Consider the following 16,351-nt stretch of genomic DNA (forward strand, 5'->3'; position numbering starts at 1 on the left):
GACGCGCAAACGCACGAAGTACGCCGTTGTCGGCACGGAACTGGCCCCGGACGTTCATGTGTTCACCGTAACTTCAGCTCGTGTCAGTCGGACCGATCGGACCGGCTCAGACACCGTCCTCTTCGCCGAGGCTGAACGCCGCCTCCAGGTCGTGGCTGGAGTACGCGCGGAACGCGATGTGCGTCTCGGTGCTGAGTACGCCGGGCACCCGGTTGACGTGCTCGGGGATGACCGTGGCCAGGTCGTCGTGCCGCGCGACCCGGACGAGCGCGATCAGGTCGAGCCCGCCGGTGACGGAGTACACCTCGCTGACGCCCTCGATCGCCGCCACCTGCTCGGCGACTTCCGGGATCCGTGCGACGTCGGCCTTGATGAACACGATCGCGGTGACCATGCCGTCCTCTCCTCAGAACTCACACTCAGCAAACATTCAGCACACCTAGACCCGCTGAAGCATAGTGGGATCGAGGCCCCGCAACGCCCTCGCCGTCGGTTCGTCCGCGGGCAGGAACGCCTCCATCCGCAGCTCCGACACCGTCACGTCAATCGCCGTACCGAACCTGGTCAGCGTGGTGACGAGATGCAGGTCACCGTCGGGCGAGCGGAGCTGGAGCGGGACGGCGAGACCCAGGTGGTCCGGAGCCGGCCGAGGCGGGATCACCGCGATGAGCTCTTGGATGAGAGCATCCGACGACGGCGACGGGTACTGTGCGGCCTCGCGGGTCAGCGCGTCGATCACGTGCCAGGACCACTGGGCGAGGTTGACGATCCGGGGAGCCAGTCCGGCAGGATCCAGCAGCAGCCGGGGGAGGTTGACGGGCGGCGTCAGCAGATGCGCCGCCGCGTCGGCCGTGAGGACGTCGAACGCGTGATTGGCGCGGACCAGGTTGCCGATGCGGTCGACGACGACGGCCGGATACGGGCGGTGACCCTCGAGGATCGTGGTCAGCGCGGTCCGGATCGCCTCGAGCCCGGGCGCGGCGTACGGCGTCTCGTCGTACGCCGGTGCGTATCCGCCGGCGAGCAGCAACGCGTTCCGTTCGCGCAGCGGGACCTGGAGCGACTCGGCGAGCCGGATGACCATCTCGCGCCCCGGCGACGACCGGCCGCTCTCGATGAAGCTGACGTGCCGCTGGGTCGTCCCCGCGCGGATCGCCAGCTCGAGCTGACTCACTCGTCGCCGGGTCCGCCACGACCGCAGCCCTGCGGACAACTCTGATGCCATGCCGCAGTTCTAACCCATGCCACCGACAATCCATACCCAGCAGGGAATTGTCGGTGCACAACGCCTCCCGGCAAGGTCGTCGCCATGAACAGCAAAGACCTTGCAACCCGCTATGTAGCAGTCTGGAACGAGCCCGATGCCGACGCCCGCCGGAAGACGATCGAGGAGCTGTGGACGGAGGACGGCGTACACCTCCTCGAGCCGCCTGCAGAGATCGTCAAGCGCGCGACCGAGATCGGCGTCACCGCAACCCTCGAGGCTCGCGGCCACGACGAGCTCGTCCGTCGGGTCACCCGGGCGTACGACGAGTTCGTCGCGCCCGGGCAGTACGAATTCGTCCCGCACGGCGAGCCGGCCGCACTCCGCGACCTGGTCAAGCTCCGCTGGGCGATGGTCCCGGCCGGCGGCGGAGAGGCACTTGCCATCGGCATCGATCTGCTCCTGCTCGCCCCCGACGGCCGAATCCTGACCGACTACCAGTTCGTCGAGGTCTAACCGACGCGGGCAGGTCCGAGCGGACGCAGGTGCCGGCGGCGTTCGGTGGGGTGGTGGTGGGCGTCGGAGTGGGAGTTGTCGAGGCGGGTGAGGTGCCGGCCGGCGCCGCTGACCGGGCAGGTCCAGGTGCCGTCCATCTCGACCAGGCGGATGCCGGGGAGCTCGAGCCAGCGCAGGATCAGCTCGATCTCTTCCGGCGACGCCGCGGCGACCGGGCCGATGCCGGGGAGCACGGTCTCGGCCGATGCACGAAGCATCTCCAGATGCGGCCGCGGGTCCGTGCCCCGCGGCGTGAATCCGGCCGCCGCGAGCCGGCCACGGCGGATCACGTGCAGCTCCCAGCCGCCGTCCTCGGTCCGCCGGGCCGCGCAGATCTCCGCGCACCCGGTCACCGACGCCATCCGCTGCATCCGCGCCGAACTCCGCACGAACGCGCTCAACCGATCGCGATGTACGGCGGCGTCCTCGAACCGCTCGTCCGCCGACAACAGGTCGATCCGCCGGTCCAGCGCCTCGACGACCGGAGTCGGATCCACGGTCAGCGCAGTCCGCAGCCCGGCCACGAATTCGCCGTACGAATCCATCGAGATCCGCCCGTCGCAGGGCGCGACACACCGCCCCATCTCGGCCAGCACACACGGCGACAACGACGGGTGTTTCGACATCCGCGCGGTGCACTGCCGGATCGGGAACGCCTCGTGCAGCGCGGCCATCGCCCGCTCGGCCGTCTTCCGCGAGCTGAACGGCCCGAGGTACCCGGCGTCGTCGTCGCGCACCTGTTTGACCAGCGACAGGCGCGGAAACGGCTCGACCGTGACCTTCAGCCAATGCTGCCGCTCGGGGAACTTCGACCGCCGGTTGTACCGCGGCTTGTGCTCCGCGATCAGCCGCAGCTCGCGTACTTCGGCCTCCAGCGGCGTCCCGCACTCGATCCCGCGGACGCCGGTCGCGATGCCGACCATCTCGCCGATCCGGTTGCGGGTCTCGGAGGCGGTGAAGTACGACCGGACGCGGGTGCGCAGGTCCTTGGACTTCCCGACGTACAGCACCTCGCCGCGGTCGTCGGTGAACAGGTACACACCCGGTGCGTGCGGCAACGTTTCGGCCAGGTGGCGCTTGGCCCGGACGGCCGGCGCGACCCGCGACGAGTACGTCTGCAGGTCCTCCAACGTTTGCACGCCCAACGAGCCGACCCGCTCGAACAAACCGTGCAGCACGTCGACCGTCGCGCGCGCGTCGGACAGGGCCCGGTGGTTCGGGGTCGTGGTCGTGCGGAACAGTTTGGCCAGCGTCCCGAGCTTGCAGTTCGGCGCCTCGTCGGGGGTGATCACGCGCCGCGCCAGCAGCGCGGTGTCGACGACGGCGAAGTCGGGCCAGTCGTACCCGTGGACGAGGCTCTCGTGCTTGAGGAAGCCCATGTCGAACGGCGCGTTGTGCGCGACCATCACGCACCCGTGCGCGAACTCCAGGAACGCCGGCAGCACCGACTCGATCCGCGGTGACGTGGCAACCATCGAGTTCGTGATGCCGGTCAGGACGGCGATGAACGGCGGGATCGCCTCCGATGGGTTGACCAACGTCTGGAACTCGCCGACCACCTCACCGGCCCGCACCTTCACCGCGCCGATCTCGGTGATGCCACCCTCACCGGGCGGATTGCCCGTCGTCTCCAGGTCGACCACGCAGAACGTGATGTCGCGCAGCGGTGTGCCCAGGTCGTCGAAACTGTGCTGCACACCGCGGATCGGCGTGACTGGATCCGAGGCCTGCGCATGCCCTGGGCTGGTCATGGTCACGACGCTAAGAGCCGCCACCGACAATTCCGCAGGTGACACGCCTGCGAGTCGACTAGGCTCTCTGTATGCGTACACAGGCGATCACTGCGAATCGGGGTCACACGCCCGTTCGCTGTGGTCTGCGTCACTGGAGCACCAGCTGCCAGGTAGTCGTTCCAGCCGGACTGCGGACCGGTGACTGAGGCCGGCACCGCCGCGAGCTCCGCCGCTACGACTTTGCCTGAACCGGTCCGGCAACGCGTCCTGACCCTCGCCGCACACGCCCTCGGCCAGCTCCCCGCAACCGACATCCCGGCGCCGCTGCGCCGGTTCGCCAGCTTCGCGCCGGCGAAACGGGCCAAGCTGTCCGCCTCGGTGCTCGGTCCGATCCTCGAGACCGACGACCACTTCCGCAAGCTGACCGCCTTCGAGGTACGGCGGGAGCACCCGGAGCTCGGCGACGCCGTGGCCGACGGCGTACCGGTCCCGGCGGCCGACCCGGTCGAGGTCGCCGCCCTCGCCTACCTGCTCCGCCCGGACGACTGGGAGCAACACATCGCGGCCGCCGCCCAGGTACCGGTGGAGAACCCGCGCGCCGACGAGGAAGCCGTCCACCGGCTCGCCGATCAGCTCGACCAGGCCCGCACCGAGACTCGCCAGGTCCGCGAACGCCTTCGTGAACAGGTCAACGAGCTCAAGGCCGAGAACGTCACGCTCCGCCGCAAGCTGAACGAAGCACGCCAGAAGATCACCGGTCTGCAGACCGATCTCGAGCAGCGCACCAAGGAAGCCGAGACCGCCGACGAACGCGTCGACGCCGCCCGCGCCGAAGTTGAGCGGGAGCTGCGCAAGCTGCGGACCCGGATCACCGAGCTGGAAGCGATCGAGCACGCGGCCCGCCGTACGGCGGGACAGGAGCGGGAGCTCGCCTCGACGCGGACCCGGCTGCTGCTGGACACGATGCTGGAGGCGGCGAGTGGGCTGCGACGTGAGCTTGCCCTGCCACCCGGGGGAGAGCTCCGCCCGGCGGACACGGTGGCCGGCTCGGAGCCCGAAGCGGCTCCGGTCGGACGGACGGCGCCCGAGGACGACCCGGCTCTCTTCGACGAACTGCTGGCGTTGCCGCAGGTGCACCTGATCATCGACGGCTACAACGTGACGAAGACCGCATGGCCGAACTCGCCGCTGCATTCGCAACGTCAGCGACTCGTCACCGCGCTGGGTGCGCTGGTCGCGCAGCGTCGCGTCGAGATCACCGTGGTCTTCGACGGCGCCGAGCTCTCGGGCCCTGTGCAACTGAATCCACCGCGCGGCGTCCGGGTGCGGTTCAGTCCGGCCGGTGTGATCGCCGATGACGTGATCAGGCAACTGGTTCGCGCCGAGCCGCCGGGCCGCCCGGTCGTGGTCGTCTCGACCGACCGCGAAGTTGCCGACAGCATCATCAAACTCGGCGCCCGGGCACTCTCCGCAGCCAGCCTCATCTCACGCATAGCCCGCACCTGACAACAGAAATTGTCGGCGGCCGTCTCTAGCGTCCTTCCTAGCCGGATGCAAGTCCGGGTGCTTCCCCACTTGGAGGATGTTGTGCTGATCGACTGCGACGCCTGTGTGATGAAGGGTCCGGGCTGCCAGGACTGCGTGGTGACGGTGGTGCTCGGATTCGCTGCCGAGCGGTCCGGGAGTCTCCGCATCGACGACGACGAGATGGCCGCGCTGGACGCACTGGCCGATTCGGGCCTGGTGCCACCGTTACGCCTCGTACACGCCGTCAGCAGTGTCGAGCTCGATGCTGCTGCCCAAACCCCTTCCGACGAAGGCGAAACGATCGTTGGGTCGGGATGATCCTTCGTTAATTTTCGATCAAACCCGAGGGGCGAATTGCACTGGTCACGAAACGGTCACTACTGTTACGTCTCGTTGCCTCAGGGTGTCGGCCGCTCCGGCCGACCGGGCAGCGGCAAGCCGAGGGAGTGATCCGGCGGATCCGCGGACGTGAAGTCCGCGGCGAGCCTGGTCAACGGGGACGGCGCGAGCAGAGGAAGGGACCGACCGGGCTGTGTCCATCGGACGCATCAACCGCACCAAGGGAATCGCCCTCGCCGCCATCACCAGCACCGCCGTCGCTGCGGGAGTGATCCTGATTCAGGGAGCGGCCAGCGCCGACCCCGCGCCCACCCTGGAGGAGGCGAAGAAGCAGGTCGCCGAGCTGCAGCACCAGGCCGAGGTGTCCGGTGAGTCGGCGAACGACCTCCGCGGGCAGATCAGCGCCTCCGCCGCGCGCGTGAAGGCCCTGCAGGCCGCGATCGCCAAGCAGCAGGGTCAGGTCGACGGTGTGAAGCGGCAGATCGGATCCCTCGCGGTCGCCGGATACCAGACCTCCGGCATCTCGACGACGGCGCAGCTGCTGCTGTCGACGAACCCGGACCAGTTCCTCAGCCAGGCGTCCACCGCCCAGGCCTTCGCCGGCCAGCAGAACTCCGCGCTGCGTCGCTACCAGGTCGCACAGGGCAAGCTCACCGACCTGCAGGCCAGCGAGCAGACCGAGCTGTCCGCGTTGCAGGCCGTGCAGGCCAAGCAGGACGCGTTCAAGAAGCAACTGCAGACCAACCTCGACAACGCCGAGAAGGTGCTCGACAAGCTCAGCGCCGCGGACCGCAAGCGGATCGAGGAAGAGAACGCCAAGGAGGCGGAGAAGGCTCGCGCCGAGCGCCCGACCCGCGGTGGCGACCGGGAGAGCACCGACCTGCCGAACGTCCCGGCCAGCGGCCGCGCCTCGATCGCGGTCAACGCAGCTCTGTCCCAGCTCGGCGACCCGTACGTGTGGGGTGCCGACGGCCCGAGCTCCTACGACTGCTCCGGCCTGATGATGTACGCCTGGGGCAAGGCCGGCGTCTCGCTGTCGCACTCGTCGAAGGCGCAGACCGGTGAGGGCCGCCCGGTCAGCAAGTCCGACCTGATGCCGGGCGACCTGATCTTCTACTACTCCCCGGTCAGCCACGTCGCGATGTACCTCGGCAACGGCCGGATCGTGCACGCACCGCGCCCGGGCAAGAGCGTCGAGATCGCCCCGATGGACGAGATGCCGTACAACTCCGCGGTGCGCCCGGGCTGACCTGCCCCCTTGACATACTCTGCGGCTCCGGGGATCCCTCCCCGGAGCCGATCTATTTGATGACGTAATGTCGGAGGAGGCCGGGTGTCCCGCCTGACTGGGGCAGGTGAGCAGCGAAGGGCCGAGGTGATCGACGAACAGGGCGATACGGTGCCGCTGCCAGTGATCCCGTCAGCCGGTGACCCAGGGGAGCCGAAAGGCCGCCGGCAGGAGCCGCTCGGCCCGATGAACGGCGGGAACCGGCCGCCGTTCTCACCGATCCTGAAGAAGGTCGCTCTCGGTGTCGCCGTCTGCCTGGTCGCCGGCGCCGGGTACGCCGGTCTCCGGCAGGTCGCCAACGCCCCGGCCGACCCGAACGGTTCGCCGGCGCATTCGCATCCCGCCACCTCGGCGACGCCGGACCAGGCCGAGGCCGGGGTACGGCGGGCCGTGGCCGGCGAGGCCGTCCTGCAGAAGATGACCGACGCCGTCGAGAACGACAACCGCACCGAGTTCCTCGACACCATCGACCCGAAGGCCGTGGACTTCCGGGGCAGTGCCCGGACGATCTTCTCGAACCTGACCACCCTTCCGATCAGCACGTTCCAGTTGCGCTACGTGAGCGACGACCCCGGCGCACTCACCCCGGACCGGCAGACCCAGCTCGGCGGCACCCAGTCGTGGCTGGCCCAGGTCGAGGTCTCCTGGCAACTCTCCGGGTACGACGTGAAGCCGGCCCGCGAGACGCTTCCGGTGACGTTCGTCACCCGCGACGGGACGACGTACGCCGCCTCGTTCTCGGAGCGGTTCGCGGCGGGACAGCGGCGACCGGTCTGGGCGCTCGGCAAGGTCGAGGTGGCCAAGGGCGATCACAGCCTGGTGGTCAGCCTCGACTCGGAGTCGGAGGCGGAGAGCTACGTGCCGGTCGCCGACAAGGCGGTCGAGTCGGTGAGCAAGGTCTGGGGCAAGAACTGGCGGCAGAAGGTGATCGTCTACCTGCCCGCCAAACAGTCCCAGATGGAAGGCATCCTCGGCGCCCAGCCGAACACGTACACCCAGATCGCCGCGGTCACGTTCGCCGAGCTGGACTCGCCGGTCATCGGCGCGCCGGTGCGGATCGTGGCGAACCCGAAGCTGTTCGAGGAGCTCGGCAAGCAGGGCCGCCGGATCGTGCTGACCCACGAGACGACGCACGTCGCGTCGACCGCGACTGCTTCGCCGGTGCCTTTGTGGCTGGCGGAAGGCTTCGCGGACTACGTCGCGTTCACCGCCGTACCTGTCCAGGACGAGTCGGCGGCGAAGGAGTTGTTCAAGGCGGTCCGGGCCGGGAAGGTGCCGACCACGCTGCCGACGCCGGAGGCGTTCGCCGCATCGGCGACCGAGCTGCCGCAGGCCTACGAGTCGGCGTGGCTCGCGTGCCGGCTGATCGCGGAACGTGAAGGACAGGCGAAGCTGGTGAAGTTCTACCGGACCGTGCATGCCTCGAAGAGTTCGACCGGGCTCGCGGACGCGTTCAAGTCGGTCCTCGGGATGACCGAGGCCGAGTTCGTCGCCGAGTGGCAGAAGTATCTCGAGAGGCTCGCCGGTGCCTGAGCCGGCCGGCCGGTCGGCTCCCTGGATCGCCTGCGGCGTACTCGCCGTCGCGCTGGTCTTCACCATCGCCGTCACCACTCCGTGGCACTTGATCGATCTCCCGAAACCCGATGCCACACTCGACTTCACGACCGCCGAGATCGCCCGCCAGAACGCGTTTCGGCACGAGATCCTGCCGTGGTCGACGGCGTCCTGGATCATCTCGATCGTGGTTCCGCTCGTCATCGGCTTCAGCCCGCTCGGCCGACGGCTGTACGACGCGGTGCACGTCCGGCTGTGGTTCGTCGCCGTACCGCTGACGGTCGCCGGCGTCGTCCTGATCACGAGTCTGCTCACCGTCCCGACCGACGTCCTCGCGGAGCGCGTCAGCCTCAAGTACGGCCTCTCGGTGGAGAACTGGCGGTTGTGGGTCTGGGACCGCGGCATCAACTGGGTCATCACCTCGCTCGGGCTCGCGGTCGTCGCCGTCGTCCTGATCGCGTTCGCGAAGATCTGGCAGCACGGCTGGTGGTTGCCTGGGGCAATCGCTGCGGCGCTGCTCGTGCTCGGCGTCTCGTTCGCGTACCCGGTGCTGATCGAGCCGCGGTTCAACCACTTCACCTCGATGCCGGCCGGTGCCCAGCGCAACGAGTTCCTCGCGCTGGCCAAGCAGGACGGCGTGCCGGTGAAGGACGTGCTGGTCGCGGACGCGTCGAAGCGGACGACGGCCCTGAACGCGTACGTTTCCGGCTTCGGCTCGACCCGTCGGCTGGTCGTCTACGACACGCTGCTCAAGGACACCCCGCCGGCGCAGGTCCGGCTCGTCGTCGCGCACGAACTCGGTCACGCGGCCGAGGACGACGTACTGCACGGAACGTTGATCGGTGTGCTCGGTACGGCGTTCGGCATCACGCTGCTGTACTTGTTGCTCGGGCCCCGGATGGCCGATCCGCGCCGGGTCGCGTTCCTGGTCGCGCTGATCGCCGCCGGTACGACGCTGGCGAGTCCGGTGCAGAATCTGGTCAGCCGGAAGATCGAGGCCCGCGCCGACTACCACTCGTTGCGGCTGACGAACGATCCGCAGAACTTCGTCGCGATGCAGCACGACCTGGCCGTACAGAACATCTCCGGTCTCGACCCGAGCCGCTGGCGGTACTGGATGTTCGCCGACCACCCGACCCCGCCGGAGCGGATCGCGATGGGCCGCGCCTGGGGCAGCGAGAACGGCGACCCGGTCCCGCCGCTGGTCAAGCGATGACGGTGCTGGTCGTCACCAACGACTTCCCGCCGCGCCAGGGCGGGATCGAGACCTTCGTCCGGTCCTTGTGCGACGAGCTTCCGGACGTCGTCGTCTACACCTCGCGCGAGCCGGGCGACAGGGCGTACGACGCCGCGCTGCCCTTCCCCGTGATCCGGGACCGTACGTCGATGTTGTTGCCGACGGCACGTACTACGAAGCGGGCCGTCGGACTGCTGCGGGAGTACGACGCGGATCGGGTGCTGTTCGGGGCGGCTGCCCCGCTCGGGTTGATGGGGTCGGCGTTGCGCCGGGCGGGGGCGCGGCGGATCGTGGCGATGACGCACGGGCACGAGACGTGGTGGGCCGGCGTACCGGGCGCTCGGCAGGCGTTGCGGCGGATCGGCGATGCGGCCGACACGCTCACCACGGTGTCGTCGTGGTGCGAGGAGCAGATCATTCCCGCTCTGTCCCCGGCGGCCGCCCAACGCGTCCGGAGGCTCACGCCAGGAGTGGACGCGCGCCGGTTCGCTCCCGGCTGTGGAGGCGAGCAGGTCCGCAAGGGGCTCGGTCTGGAAGGCGTTCCGGTGGTCGTGTGCGTCTCGCGGCTGATCCGCCGCAAGGGACAGGACACGCTGATCAGGTCCTGGCCGCGCGTCCGCGAGTCCGTCCCGGGCGCCACACTGCTCCTGGTCGGCGGCGGGCCGGACCGCGAGTACCTCGAGGAGCTGGCGACGTCGGTCGGAGTGTCGGAGGCGGTGGTGTTCACCGGCCCGGTTCCGTGGGCGGACATCCCGCCGTACATCGATGCTGCCGATGTCTTCGCGATGCCGTGCCGGACAAGGCGTTTCGGGCTCGAGCCGGAGGCGCTGGGGATCGTGACGCTGGAGGCGTCGGCGACCGGGAAGCCGGTTGTCGTGGGAGATTCCGGGGGAGCGGCCGACACCGTCCGGCACGGGGAGACGGGCTACCTGGTCGACCCGTACAACCCGGCCCCGACCGGTGTACGGATCGCCGAGCTTCTCACCGACCAGACCCAGGCCCGGCAGCTGGGCGCGGCCGGTCGGGAGTGGGTACGACGGGATTGGTCGTGGGCCCGCAGCGGCGACGTACTGCGGGAACTCCTGGAGGTCTAGAAACCCCAATCCGCGAACGGTTCGAAGGCCGGCGTGTTCGTGATCCGCTGCAGCTGGGTTCCGTCCTTACGAGCGGTGTAGATGTCTTCCTGCTGGTCGATCGTCAACGACATCACGATTCGGGTCCCGTCCGGCGACCATCCGGGTGCGAAGGCGTAGTAGGCCTTGCCGCCGGCGTCGAGGGTGATCGGAGTCAGCTTGCCATCGCGGAGCCGGATCAGGGACAGCCCGCCTTCCGCGGTCGCGAACAGGATGGTGCGACCGTCGGGCGACCACTTGGCGGATGCCAGCTCGTGTCCTTGTGCAAGGCCGTACGGCGTGAGTTGGCGTAGGTGACGGCCGTCGGTGTCCACCACGAACAACGCGGTGTCCTCACCGCGGAACCGAACGATCACGGCTCTGTCTCCGTCGGGTGAGTAGTCACCCGCGACGTCGGACGCGCCGTACGGGTTCGTCGTCAGCCGGATCGGATGACCACCGTCCGACGAGCGGATGCTGAAGACGCCGGGCTTGTCGCCGCCGAATCCGCACAGGATCCGCTTACCGTCCGGCGACCATGCACCGCAGAACAGGTCGTCCGGCGCGCCTGGTGGTTCGAGCATCCGGAAGCCGGATCCGTCGGGCCGCACGGTCGCCGGCCGGAACGGCAACAGCTCGCCGGCCGCATCGAACCGCAGCAGGTTCGAGATCAGCAACTTGCTGCCGTCCGGTGACCACCGCGCCGACCCGAAGTCCTCGACGAGCTCCGGAATCACCACCTTCCGAACGCCCGAACCATCCGCCCGGGCGACGAACAGGTCCGACCCGCCGGAGTCCAGTTGCCGGCTGAACACGATCCGGCCGCCGTGGCCGGCGGACGGGGCAGCGGACCCACACAGTGCCAGCAGCAACGAGATCGAGAGTGCCAGTGCGCGCTTCATCGGTAGCCTCTTCAGTAGCCGGGGATCTCGAAGGTCTGGATGCGGCTGTCGTGCCGCAGGGTCACCACGACGGTCCCGCCGAGGTGGGTGAAGGCGCCGCGCACTGTCGCGCTCGCTGTCGTGCCGGCCGGAGTGCGTACCGTGAACGTGCCGTCGATGCCATCAGGGGTCCAGGTGGTCGAGCCGGAGACCGAGACATCGCGCGTGAACCGCGCCGCGTCGTACACGAACGGTCTCGGCGAGCTGTCGTCGTACGTCACCGTGCCGCCACGGAGTCCGCCCGCGACGAGGCCGGAGATCGAGGCGATGTGCTGGAGGCCGTCCATGACGGTCTCCGCGGTGACGGTGGCGAGCCGGCGTACGTCGGTCGCGGCCGGTGGACCGGCTGTCTGCCGAGCGGGAGGAGCGGCCGCTGCCGTCAGCGGGAAGCTGCCGGGCATCCACCAGCCCGCGGGCGGGGTCCGAGCGCAGGACGTGTCGCCGACAGCCAGGGTCTCGATGAACCGCTGGAGCAGGACGGTCCCGCACGAGCCCGTGAACCACGTCGCGTGCCCGACCGCCGCCAGCTCGACGTACGTCGACCCGACGAGGACCCGGGACGCGATCCTGCCGGCTTCCGGCGTGATACCGACGTCGTATTCGCCCGTCACGATCAGAGCCGGTACGCCACGAATCTTCGTACCACTGGGGTAGCTCGGCCGGTCCTCCCAGCTCGACGCGATGCATGGCAGCGGCTGGAAGCCCAGATAGCCCTCGTGGTCCCAGGCACTCTTGGAGATCGGTCCGTAGCGCGCCGGCTCGGCCGCGAAGGCTGCTGCGTACTGCTGGTGCCGCCGGGCCGGGCTCGCATCCTTGTCCCACTGCACCGGCTGGTCGACGCAGATCCGGGCGAGCGCGTGGCCGTTGGAGAACTCCCGCGGATCACCGGCATCGAAGCCGTTCGCCTGGTCGACGTCCGCCGCCAGCCGCAGGAGCGGAACGGCATCACCACGCTGGAGCGCCACCGCGGCCTGGGTGATCTCTCCCGGCCCGACGAAGCTGCCGCCGTTGAACGGCATGATGGCGGTCGCGAGCAGGTTCTCGGTCACGGTGATCCGGTGCGGGACGCCGTGCGAGTCGACGCCGACCCCGCTGACCGGCGTACGGCGCAGCCGGTCCGCCAGCCAGGCCAGCGAAGCGGCCGGGTCGGGGTTGGCCGCCGCGCAGGCCGGAGAGCGGCCGCAGACGGCGTTCACGAGAGCGGGGTAGTGCTTCGGCTGATAGGCGTAGAAGGGATCGGTGTCGACGGTCAGCGCCGGTGCGCCGAGGGAGATCGACCGGACGTTCTGCTTCCAGCGCGTCGCGTAGGTGACCATGTCATTGGCGGCGTACGACGCGCCGACCAGATCGATGTCGCCGTACGCCAGCGCGCGCCGGACCTGCTCGAGGTCGTCGGCCACATCCGTTGTGCTGTAGAGATTCGCGGTATCGCCGAGCTGGTCGTGGCACTTGGCCGCCGAGGTGTAGAACGGCCCGCCGTGCTGCCAGTCGGGGCAGTCGATCGCCGCGGACAGACCGACGCCGCGCTGGTCGACGAACACCAGGTCGCGGGTCTCGGCGACCGTCGACAACAGGTCGACGTACCCGTACTTGTCGAACGCGCTGATCGACGCTCCGGGACCGCCCAAGGTGATGAACACTGCGCCGGCCGGTGCGTCGGCCGGACCTGTGTGCGGGAACACCTCGACGTGCAACGGCACCGTGCGGCCGTCGGGATGCCGGCGGTCGAGTGGCACCGGCAGCGTGCCGCAGCGGAACTCCGGATCGTCCGCGCACGGACCGAGCTCGAGTCGATCAGTGCGAAATGGTGTGGGTGCGGCGGGCTGAGTGCCCGTGGCAAGCAGCGCGATGCAAGCTGTCAGCGACAGCACGATGGAGCGGACGCGACGTCTTCTGATGATCGGCATGGCTGGATCCCCCTCCCGCACGGGGCGTACCCCCGCCTGCCGGCCAGCCAATCAGCCGGTGCGGGGACACCGCATCGGGGCGGCCACCGGACCGCGATTGAGGGCTGGCCCTGATTGACGAGCGGTCCGGCGGGCCTGACGATGTGGGGATGGGGGCGGCGCGGATCCTCATCGTGGACGACCACGTCCTGTTCCGGAGCTCGGCCCGCCGGATGCTGGAGTCGCAGGGTTTCGTCGTGATCGGCGAATCCGGCGACGGCAGATCGGCGATCACGGCTGTTCGCACGCTGCGACCCGACGTGGTGCTGCTCGACGTCCAGTTGCCGGACATGAACGGGTTCGAGGTCGCCAGGCAGTTGGCCGAGGAGCCGGACGCCCCGGCGGTGATCCTGACCTCGATCCGGGACGCATCCGACTACCGCACCCGCTTGACCGCAACGCCGGCGCGCGGCTTCATCCCGAAGGCCGAGCTGTCCGAGCCGAGAATCACTGCCCTGCTTGCGAGGGCACCGTGAGTCGGCGACTGGTATCAGTGCTGGTGGCACTTGCCGGAGCCGTCGTCTGCCTGCAGTTGTGGCGCGTCGGTCAGGCCGGCTGGCAGTGGGGTCTGCTGCCCTGGCTGTACCTGGTGGCCGGTCTGATCGCGTGGGACCGCCAGCCGCGCAACCGCACCGGCATCCTGCTCGTCCTGACCGGCGTCGCCTACCTGATGTTCCTGTTCGAGGGCGCGCACGTCCCGCTGGTGTGGACGATCGGCATCGCGTTCGAGCTGGCCTATCTGCCGGCCCTGGTCGCGCTGCTGCTGTCCTTTCCCAGCGGTCGGCTCACCCGTCGGTGGGAGCAGTTGGCCGTACTTGCGGCCGGTCTGGCCATGGTGTGCTGGACGACGATCCCGATCCTCGGCACCGATCCGTCCGACTTCGACTGTTCCGACTGCCCGCCCGATCTCAACCTGCTCCACGCCGGCCCGGGCGCCGTCAGCCTGCTCGACCGGATCTACGCCGCCTTCCCGGCACGCGTCTACTTCATGGTGCCGGTGTTCGTCGGTCTCGCGGTGGTCTGCGTGGTCCGGTGGTGGCGAGCGAGCCGACCGCTTCGACGGATCTCGGGTCCCGTGCTGGTTGCCGCTGTGCCGCTTCTGCTGGCGCTGAGCGCCCAGATGATCGCGAACCACCTGAAGCTCTACGACACCCATCCCGGCGTCAGCCAGGCGATCAATCTGGTGACGGTGTACGCCGGGCTCGTCCATCCCGTAGCGATCCTGGTGGGGCTTTCACTCGGGTGGGCGCGGCAGGCGCGGATCGGCGAGCTCGTCACGGAGCTCGCCGAGCACTCCGGGCTGGACCTGGTCGAGCGCACGATGGCGCGCGTACTGGGCGATCCGTGCCTGGCCATCGGTCGCTGGGACACCGGGAGTCAGCGATATCTCACCTCGGCCGGTGCCGCCCTGGATCTCCCGGGCGCCGGATCGACCCAGTCGACGACGTACCTCGAGCACGACGGCCGCCCGATGGTTGCCGTGGTCCACGATCGCGCGTTGCTGGACAGTGGGGACCTGCTGAACTCGGCCGGGGCAGCGGTACGGATGGCGGTCGACAACGATCGGTTGCGGACCGAGCTGAGCGCCCAGCTGGCGGAGGTCCGCGCGTCCCGGTCCAGGATCGTGGTTGCCGCAGACAACGAACGTCGCCGGCTCGAGCGGGACCTGCACGACGGTGCGCAGCAGCGGCTGGTGTCGCTGGCGCTCGACGCGCGGACGGCGGCAGCGAAGCTGGCGGCCGGCGACGATCCGGCCGTCGCGGACTCGGTGGCGGCGATCGCGGACGGGCTGACCACGGCACTGGCCGAGCTGCGCGAACTGGCCCGGGGGATCCATCCGTCGATCCTGGTCGACGAAGGGCTGGTCCCGGCGCTGCGGTCGTTGAGCGAACGCTCCGCGGTACGGGTTCGCCTGCTCGCCGTACCGCCCGGACGGTTCGAGCCGGCCATCGAGGCGGTGGCGTACTTCGTCATCTCCGAGGCGCTCGCGAACGCCGCCAAACATGCTTCGGCGAAGGAGGTGTCGGTCGCCGTACGCCGGGTGGACGGGCAGCTGCTGGTGGAGATCCGTGACGACGGAAAGGGCGGTGCCGACCCGGAGGGATCAGGGCTGCGGGGTCTGGCCGACCGGGTCGCCGCTGTCGACGGGCGGCTCAGCGTGGACAGTCCACCGGGCCGCGGAACCTCTGTACTCGCGGAGCTCCCATGCGTGTCGTGATCGCCGAGGACTCGCTGCTCTTCCGCGAGGGGATGGCGCGGCTGCTCACCGAGGCCGGGTTCGAGGTGGTCGGCCAGGCCGGGGACGCCGATGAACTGCGGTTCCTGGTCGACCAGCGTCGGCCGGACGTGGCGATCGTCGACATCCGGATGCCGCCCGGGTACGGCAAGGAAGGCCTGACCGCGGCGCAGGAGATCCGCGCACGGCACCCGGGCACCGCCGTACTCGTGCTGTCCCAGTACGTCGAACCGCAGTACGCGCTGACGCTGCTGTCCACCGGTGCCACCGGGACCGGCTACCTGCTCAAGGACCGGGTGGTTCAGCTGACCGACTTCACCGATGCGGTACGCCGGATCGGTCGCGGCGACCTGGTCATCGATCCGGCGGTGGTCGAGCAGATCCTCGGCCGGCCGAGCAGCCCGGTCGAGCGGCTGTCCGACCGGGAACGTGATGTCCTCGAGTTGATGGCGCAGGGCCGGTCGAACCAGTCGATCACCGACGCGCTGGTGCTCAGTCCGAAGACGGTCGAGGCGCATGTCCGGTCGATCTTCCAGAAGTTCGGTCTGCCGCCGGGGCTCGACGACCATCGCCGGGTCCGGGCAGTGCTGATGTTCCTGCGGGCCTCCGACGCCTGAGGGAATTTCTGGACAGCTGGTGCGTTGAATAGTGTACTGTGAGCCACATGCACCGGATGTTC

The 16,351-nt window shown here is 69.3% G+C and carries 15 protein-coding genes; 10 read left to right on the forward strand and 5 right to left on the reverse strand.

Features of this window, described 5'->3' with window-relative positions; all coding sequences use genetic code 11:
- Positions 1-106 precede the first annotated feature (106 nt).
- Positions 107-394, reverse strand: coding sequence for an Lrp/AsnC family transcriptional regulator (locus OHA10_RS25950; protein ID WP_371401363.1), 288 nt, complete (start codon positions 392-394; stop codon positions 107-109).
- Positions 395-439: 45 nt separating this feature from the next.
- Positions 440-1,225, reverse strand: coding sequence for a helix-turn-helix domain-containing protein (locus OHA10_RS25955; protein WP_371401364.1), 786 nt, complete (start codon positions 1,223-1,225; stop codon positions 440-442).
- 84 nt (positions 1,226-1,309) lie between these two features.
- On the opposite strand from OHA10_RS25955, the gene OHA10_RS25960 reads away from it, so the two are divergent.
- Positions 1,310-1,720, forward strand: coding sequence for a hypothetical protein (locus tag OHA10_RS25960; protein WP_371401365.1), 411 nt, complete (start codon positions 1,310-1,312; stop codon positions 1,718-1,720).
- Here the strand turns inward: OHA10_RS25960 and OHA10_RS25965 are convergent.
- Positions 1,717-3,510, reverse strand: coding sequence for a DEDD exonuclease domain-containing protein (locus tag OHA10_RS25965; RefSeq protein WP_371401366.1), 1,794 nt, complete (start codon positions 3,508-3,510; stop codon positions 1,717-1,719). The two genes, OHA10_RS25960 and OHA10_RS25965, sit on opposite strands and share 4 nt — an antisense overlap.
- Positions 3,511-3,690: 180 nt before the next feature.
- Here OHA10_RS25965 and OHA10_RS25970 point away from each other — a divergent pair, with 180 nt between their 5' ends.
- The 6 genes from OHA10_RS25970 to OHA10_RS25995 all read left to right on the forward strand — a co-directional run bounded on the left by OHA10_RS25970 (position 3,691) and on the right by OHA10_RS25995 (position 10,531).
- Complete coding sequence (locus OHA10_RS25970) at positions 3,691-4,998, forward strand: NYN domain-containing protein (protein ID WP_371401367.1); 1,308 nt, start codon at positions 3,691-3,693, stop codon at positions 4,996-4,998.
- An 81-nt stretch (positions 4,999-5,079) separates the two neighbouring features.
- The gene (locus OHA10_RS25975; RefSeq protein WP_137254435.1) at positions 5,080-5,337 is read left to right on the forward strand and encodes a hypothetical protein; all 258 of its coding nucleotides are present in this window, start codon (positions 5,080-5,082) and stop codon (positions 5,335-5,337) included.
- A gap of 214 nt (positions 5,338-5,551) precedes the next feature.
- Complete coding sequence (locus OHA10_RS25980) at positions 5,552-6,607, forward strand: NlpC/P60 family protein (protein WP_371401368.1); 1,056 nt, start codon at positions 5,552-5,554, stop codon at positions 6,605-6,607.
- An 84-nt stretch (positions 6,608-6,691) separates the two neighbouring features.
- The gene (locus tag OHA10_RS25985; protein ID WP_371401369.1) at positions 6,692-8,179 is read left to right on the forward strand and encodes a hypothetical protein; all 1,488 of its coding nucleotides are present in this window, start codon (positions 6,692-6,694) and stop codon (positions 8,177-8,179) included.
- Positions 8,172-9,416, forward strand: a complete 1,245-nt coding sequence (locus tag OHA10_RS25990; RefSeq protein ID WP_371401370.1) for a M48 family metallopeptidase — start codon at positions 8,172-8,174, stop codon at positions 9,414-9,416. Before OHA10_RS25985 ends, OHA10_RS25990 begins: the two co-directional genes overlap by 8 nt.
- A complete protein-coding gene (locus OHA10_RS25995; RefSeq protein WP_371401371.1) occupies positions 9,413-10,531 on the forward strand; it encodes a glycosyltransferase family 4 protein in 1,119 nt (372 codons plus the stop codon). Before OHA10_RS25990 ends, OHA10_RS25995 begins: the two co-directional genes overlap by 4 nt.
- Here the strand turns inward: OHA10_RS25995 and OHA10_RS26000 are convergent.
- Together OHA10_RS26000 and OHA10_RS26005 are read right to left on the reverse strand one after the other, a co-directional pair.
- A complete protein-coding gene (locus OHA10_RS26000) occupies positions 10,528-11,451 on the reverse strand; it encodes a TolB family protein (protein WP_371401372.1) in 924 nt (307 codons plus the stop codon). The two genes, OHA10_RS25995 and OHA10_RS26000, sit on opposite strands and share 4 nt — an antisense overlap.
- 11 nt (positions 11,452-11,462) lie before the next feature.
- A complete protein-coding gene (locus tag OHA10_RS26005) occupies positions 11,463-13,397 on the reverse strand; it encodes an alpha/beta fold hydrolase (protein WP_371401373.1) in 1,935 nt (644 codons plus the stop codon).
- A gap of 149 nt (positions 13,398-13,546) precedes the next feature.
- On the opposite strand from OHA10_RS26005, the gene OHA10_RS26010 reads away from it, so the two are divergent.
- The 3 genes from OHA10_RS26010 to OHA10_RS26020 are packed head-to-tail and all read left to right on the forward strand — an operon-like array spanning position 13,547 to position 16,289.
- Entirely contained in the window at positions 13,547-13,912 is a 366-nt protein-coding gene (locus OHA10_RS26010; protein ID WP_371401374.1) for a response regulator transcription factor, read from the forward strand.
- 23 nt (positions 13,913-13,935) lie between these two features.
- Positions 13,936-15,654 carry a sensor histidine kinase gene (locus tag OHA10_RS26015; protein WP_371401375.1) on the forward strand — a complete coding sequence of 573 codons (1,719 nt, stop codon included), beginning with the start codon at positions 13,936-13,938 and terminating at the stop codon, positions 15,652-15,654.
- Complete coding sequence (locus tag OHA10_RS26020; RefSeq protein ID WP_371401376.1) at positions 15,642-16,289, forward strand: response regulator; 648 nt, start codon at positions 15,642-15,644, stop codon at positions 16,287-16,289. The genes OHA10_RS26015 and OHA10_RS26020 overlap by 13 nt, the downstream gene beginning before the upstream one ends.
- Positions 16,290-16,351 lie beyond the last annotated feature (62 nt).

The organism is Kribbella sp. NBC_00662 (assembly GCF_041430295.1).
Classification (GTDB): domain Bacteria; phylum Actinomycetota; class Actinomycetes; order Propionibacteriales; family Kribbellaceae; genus Kribbella.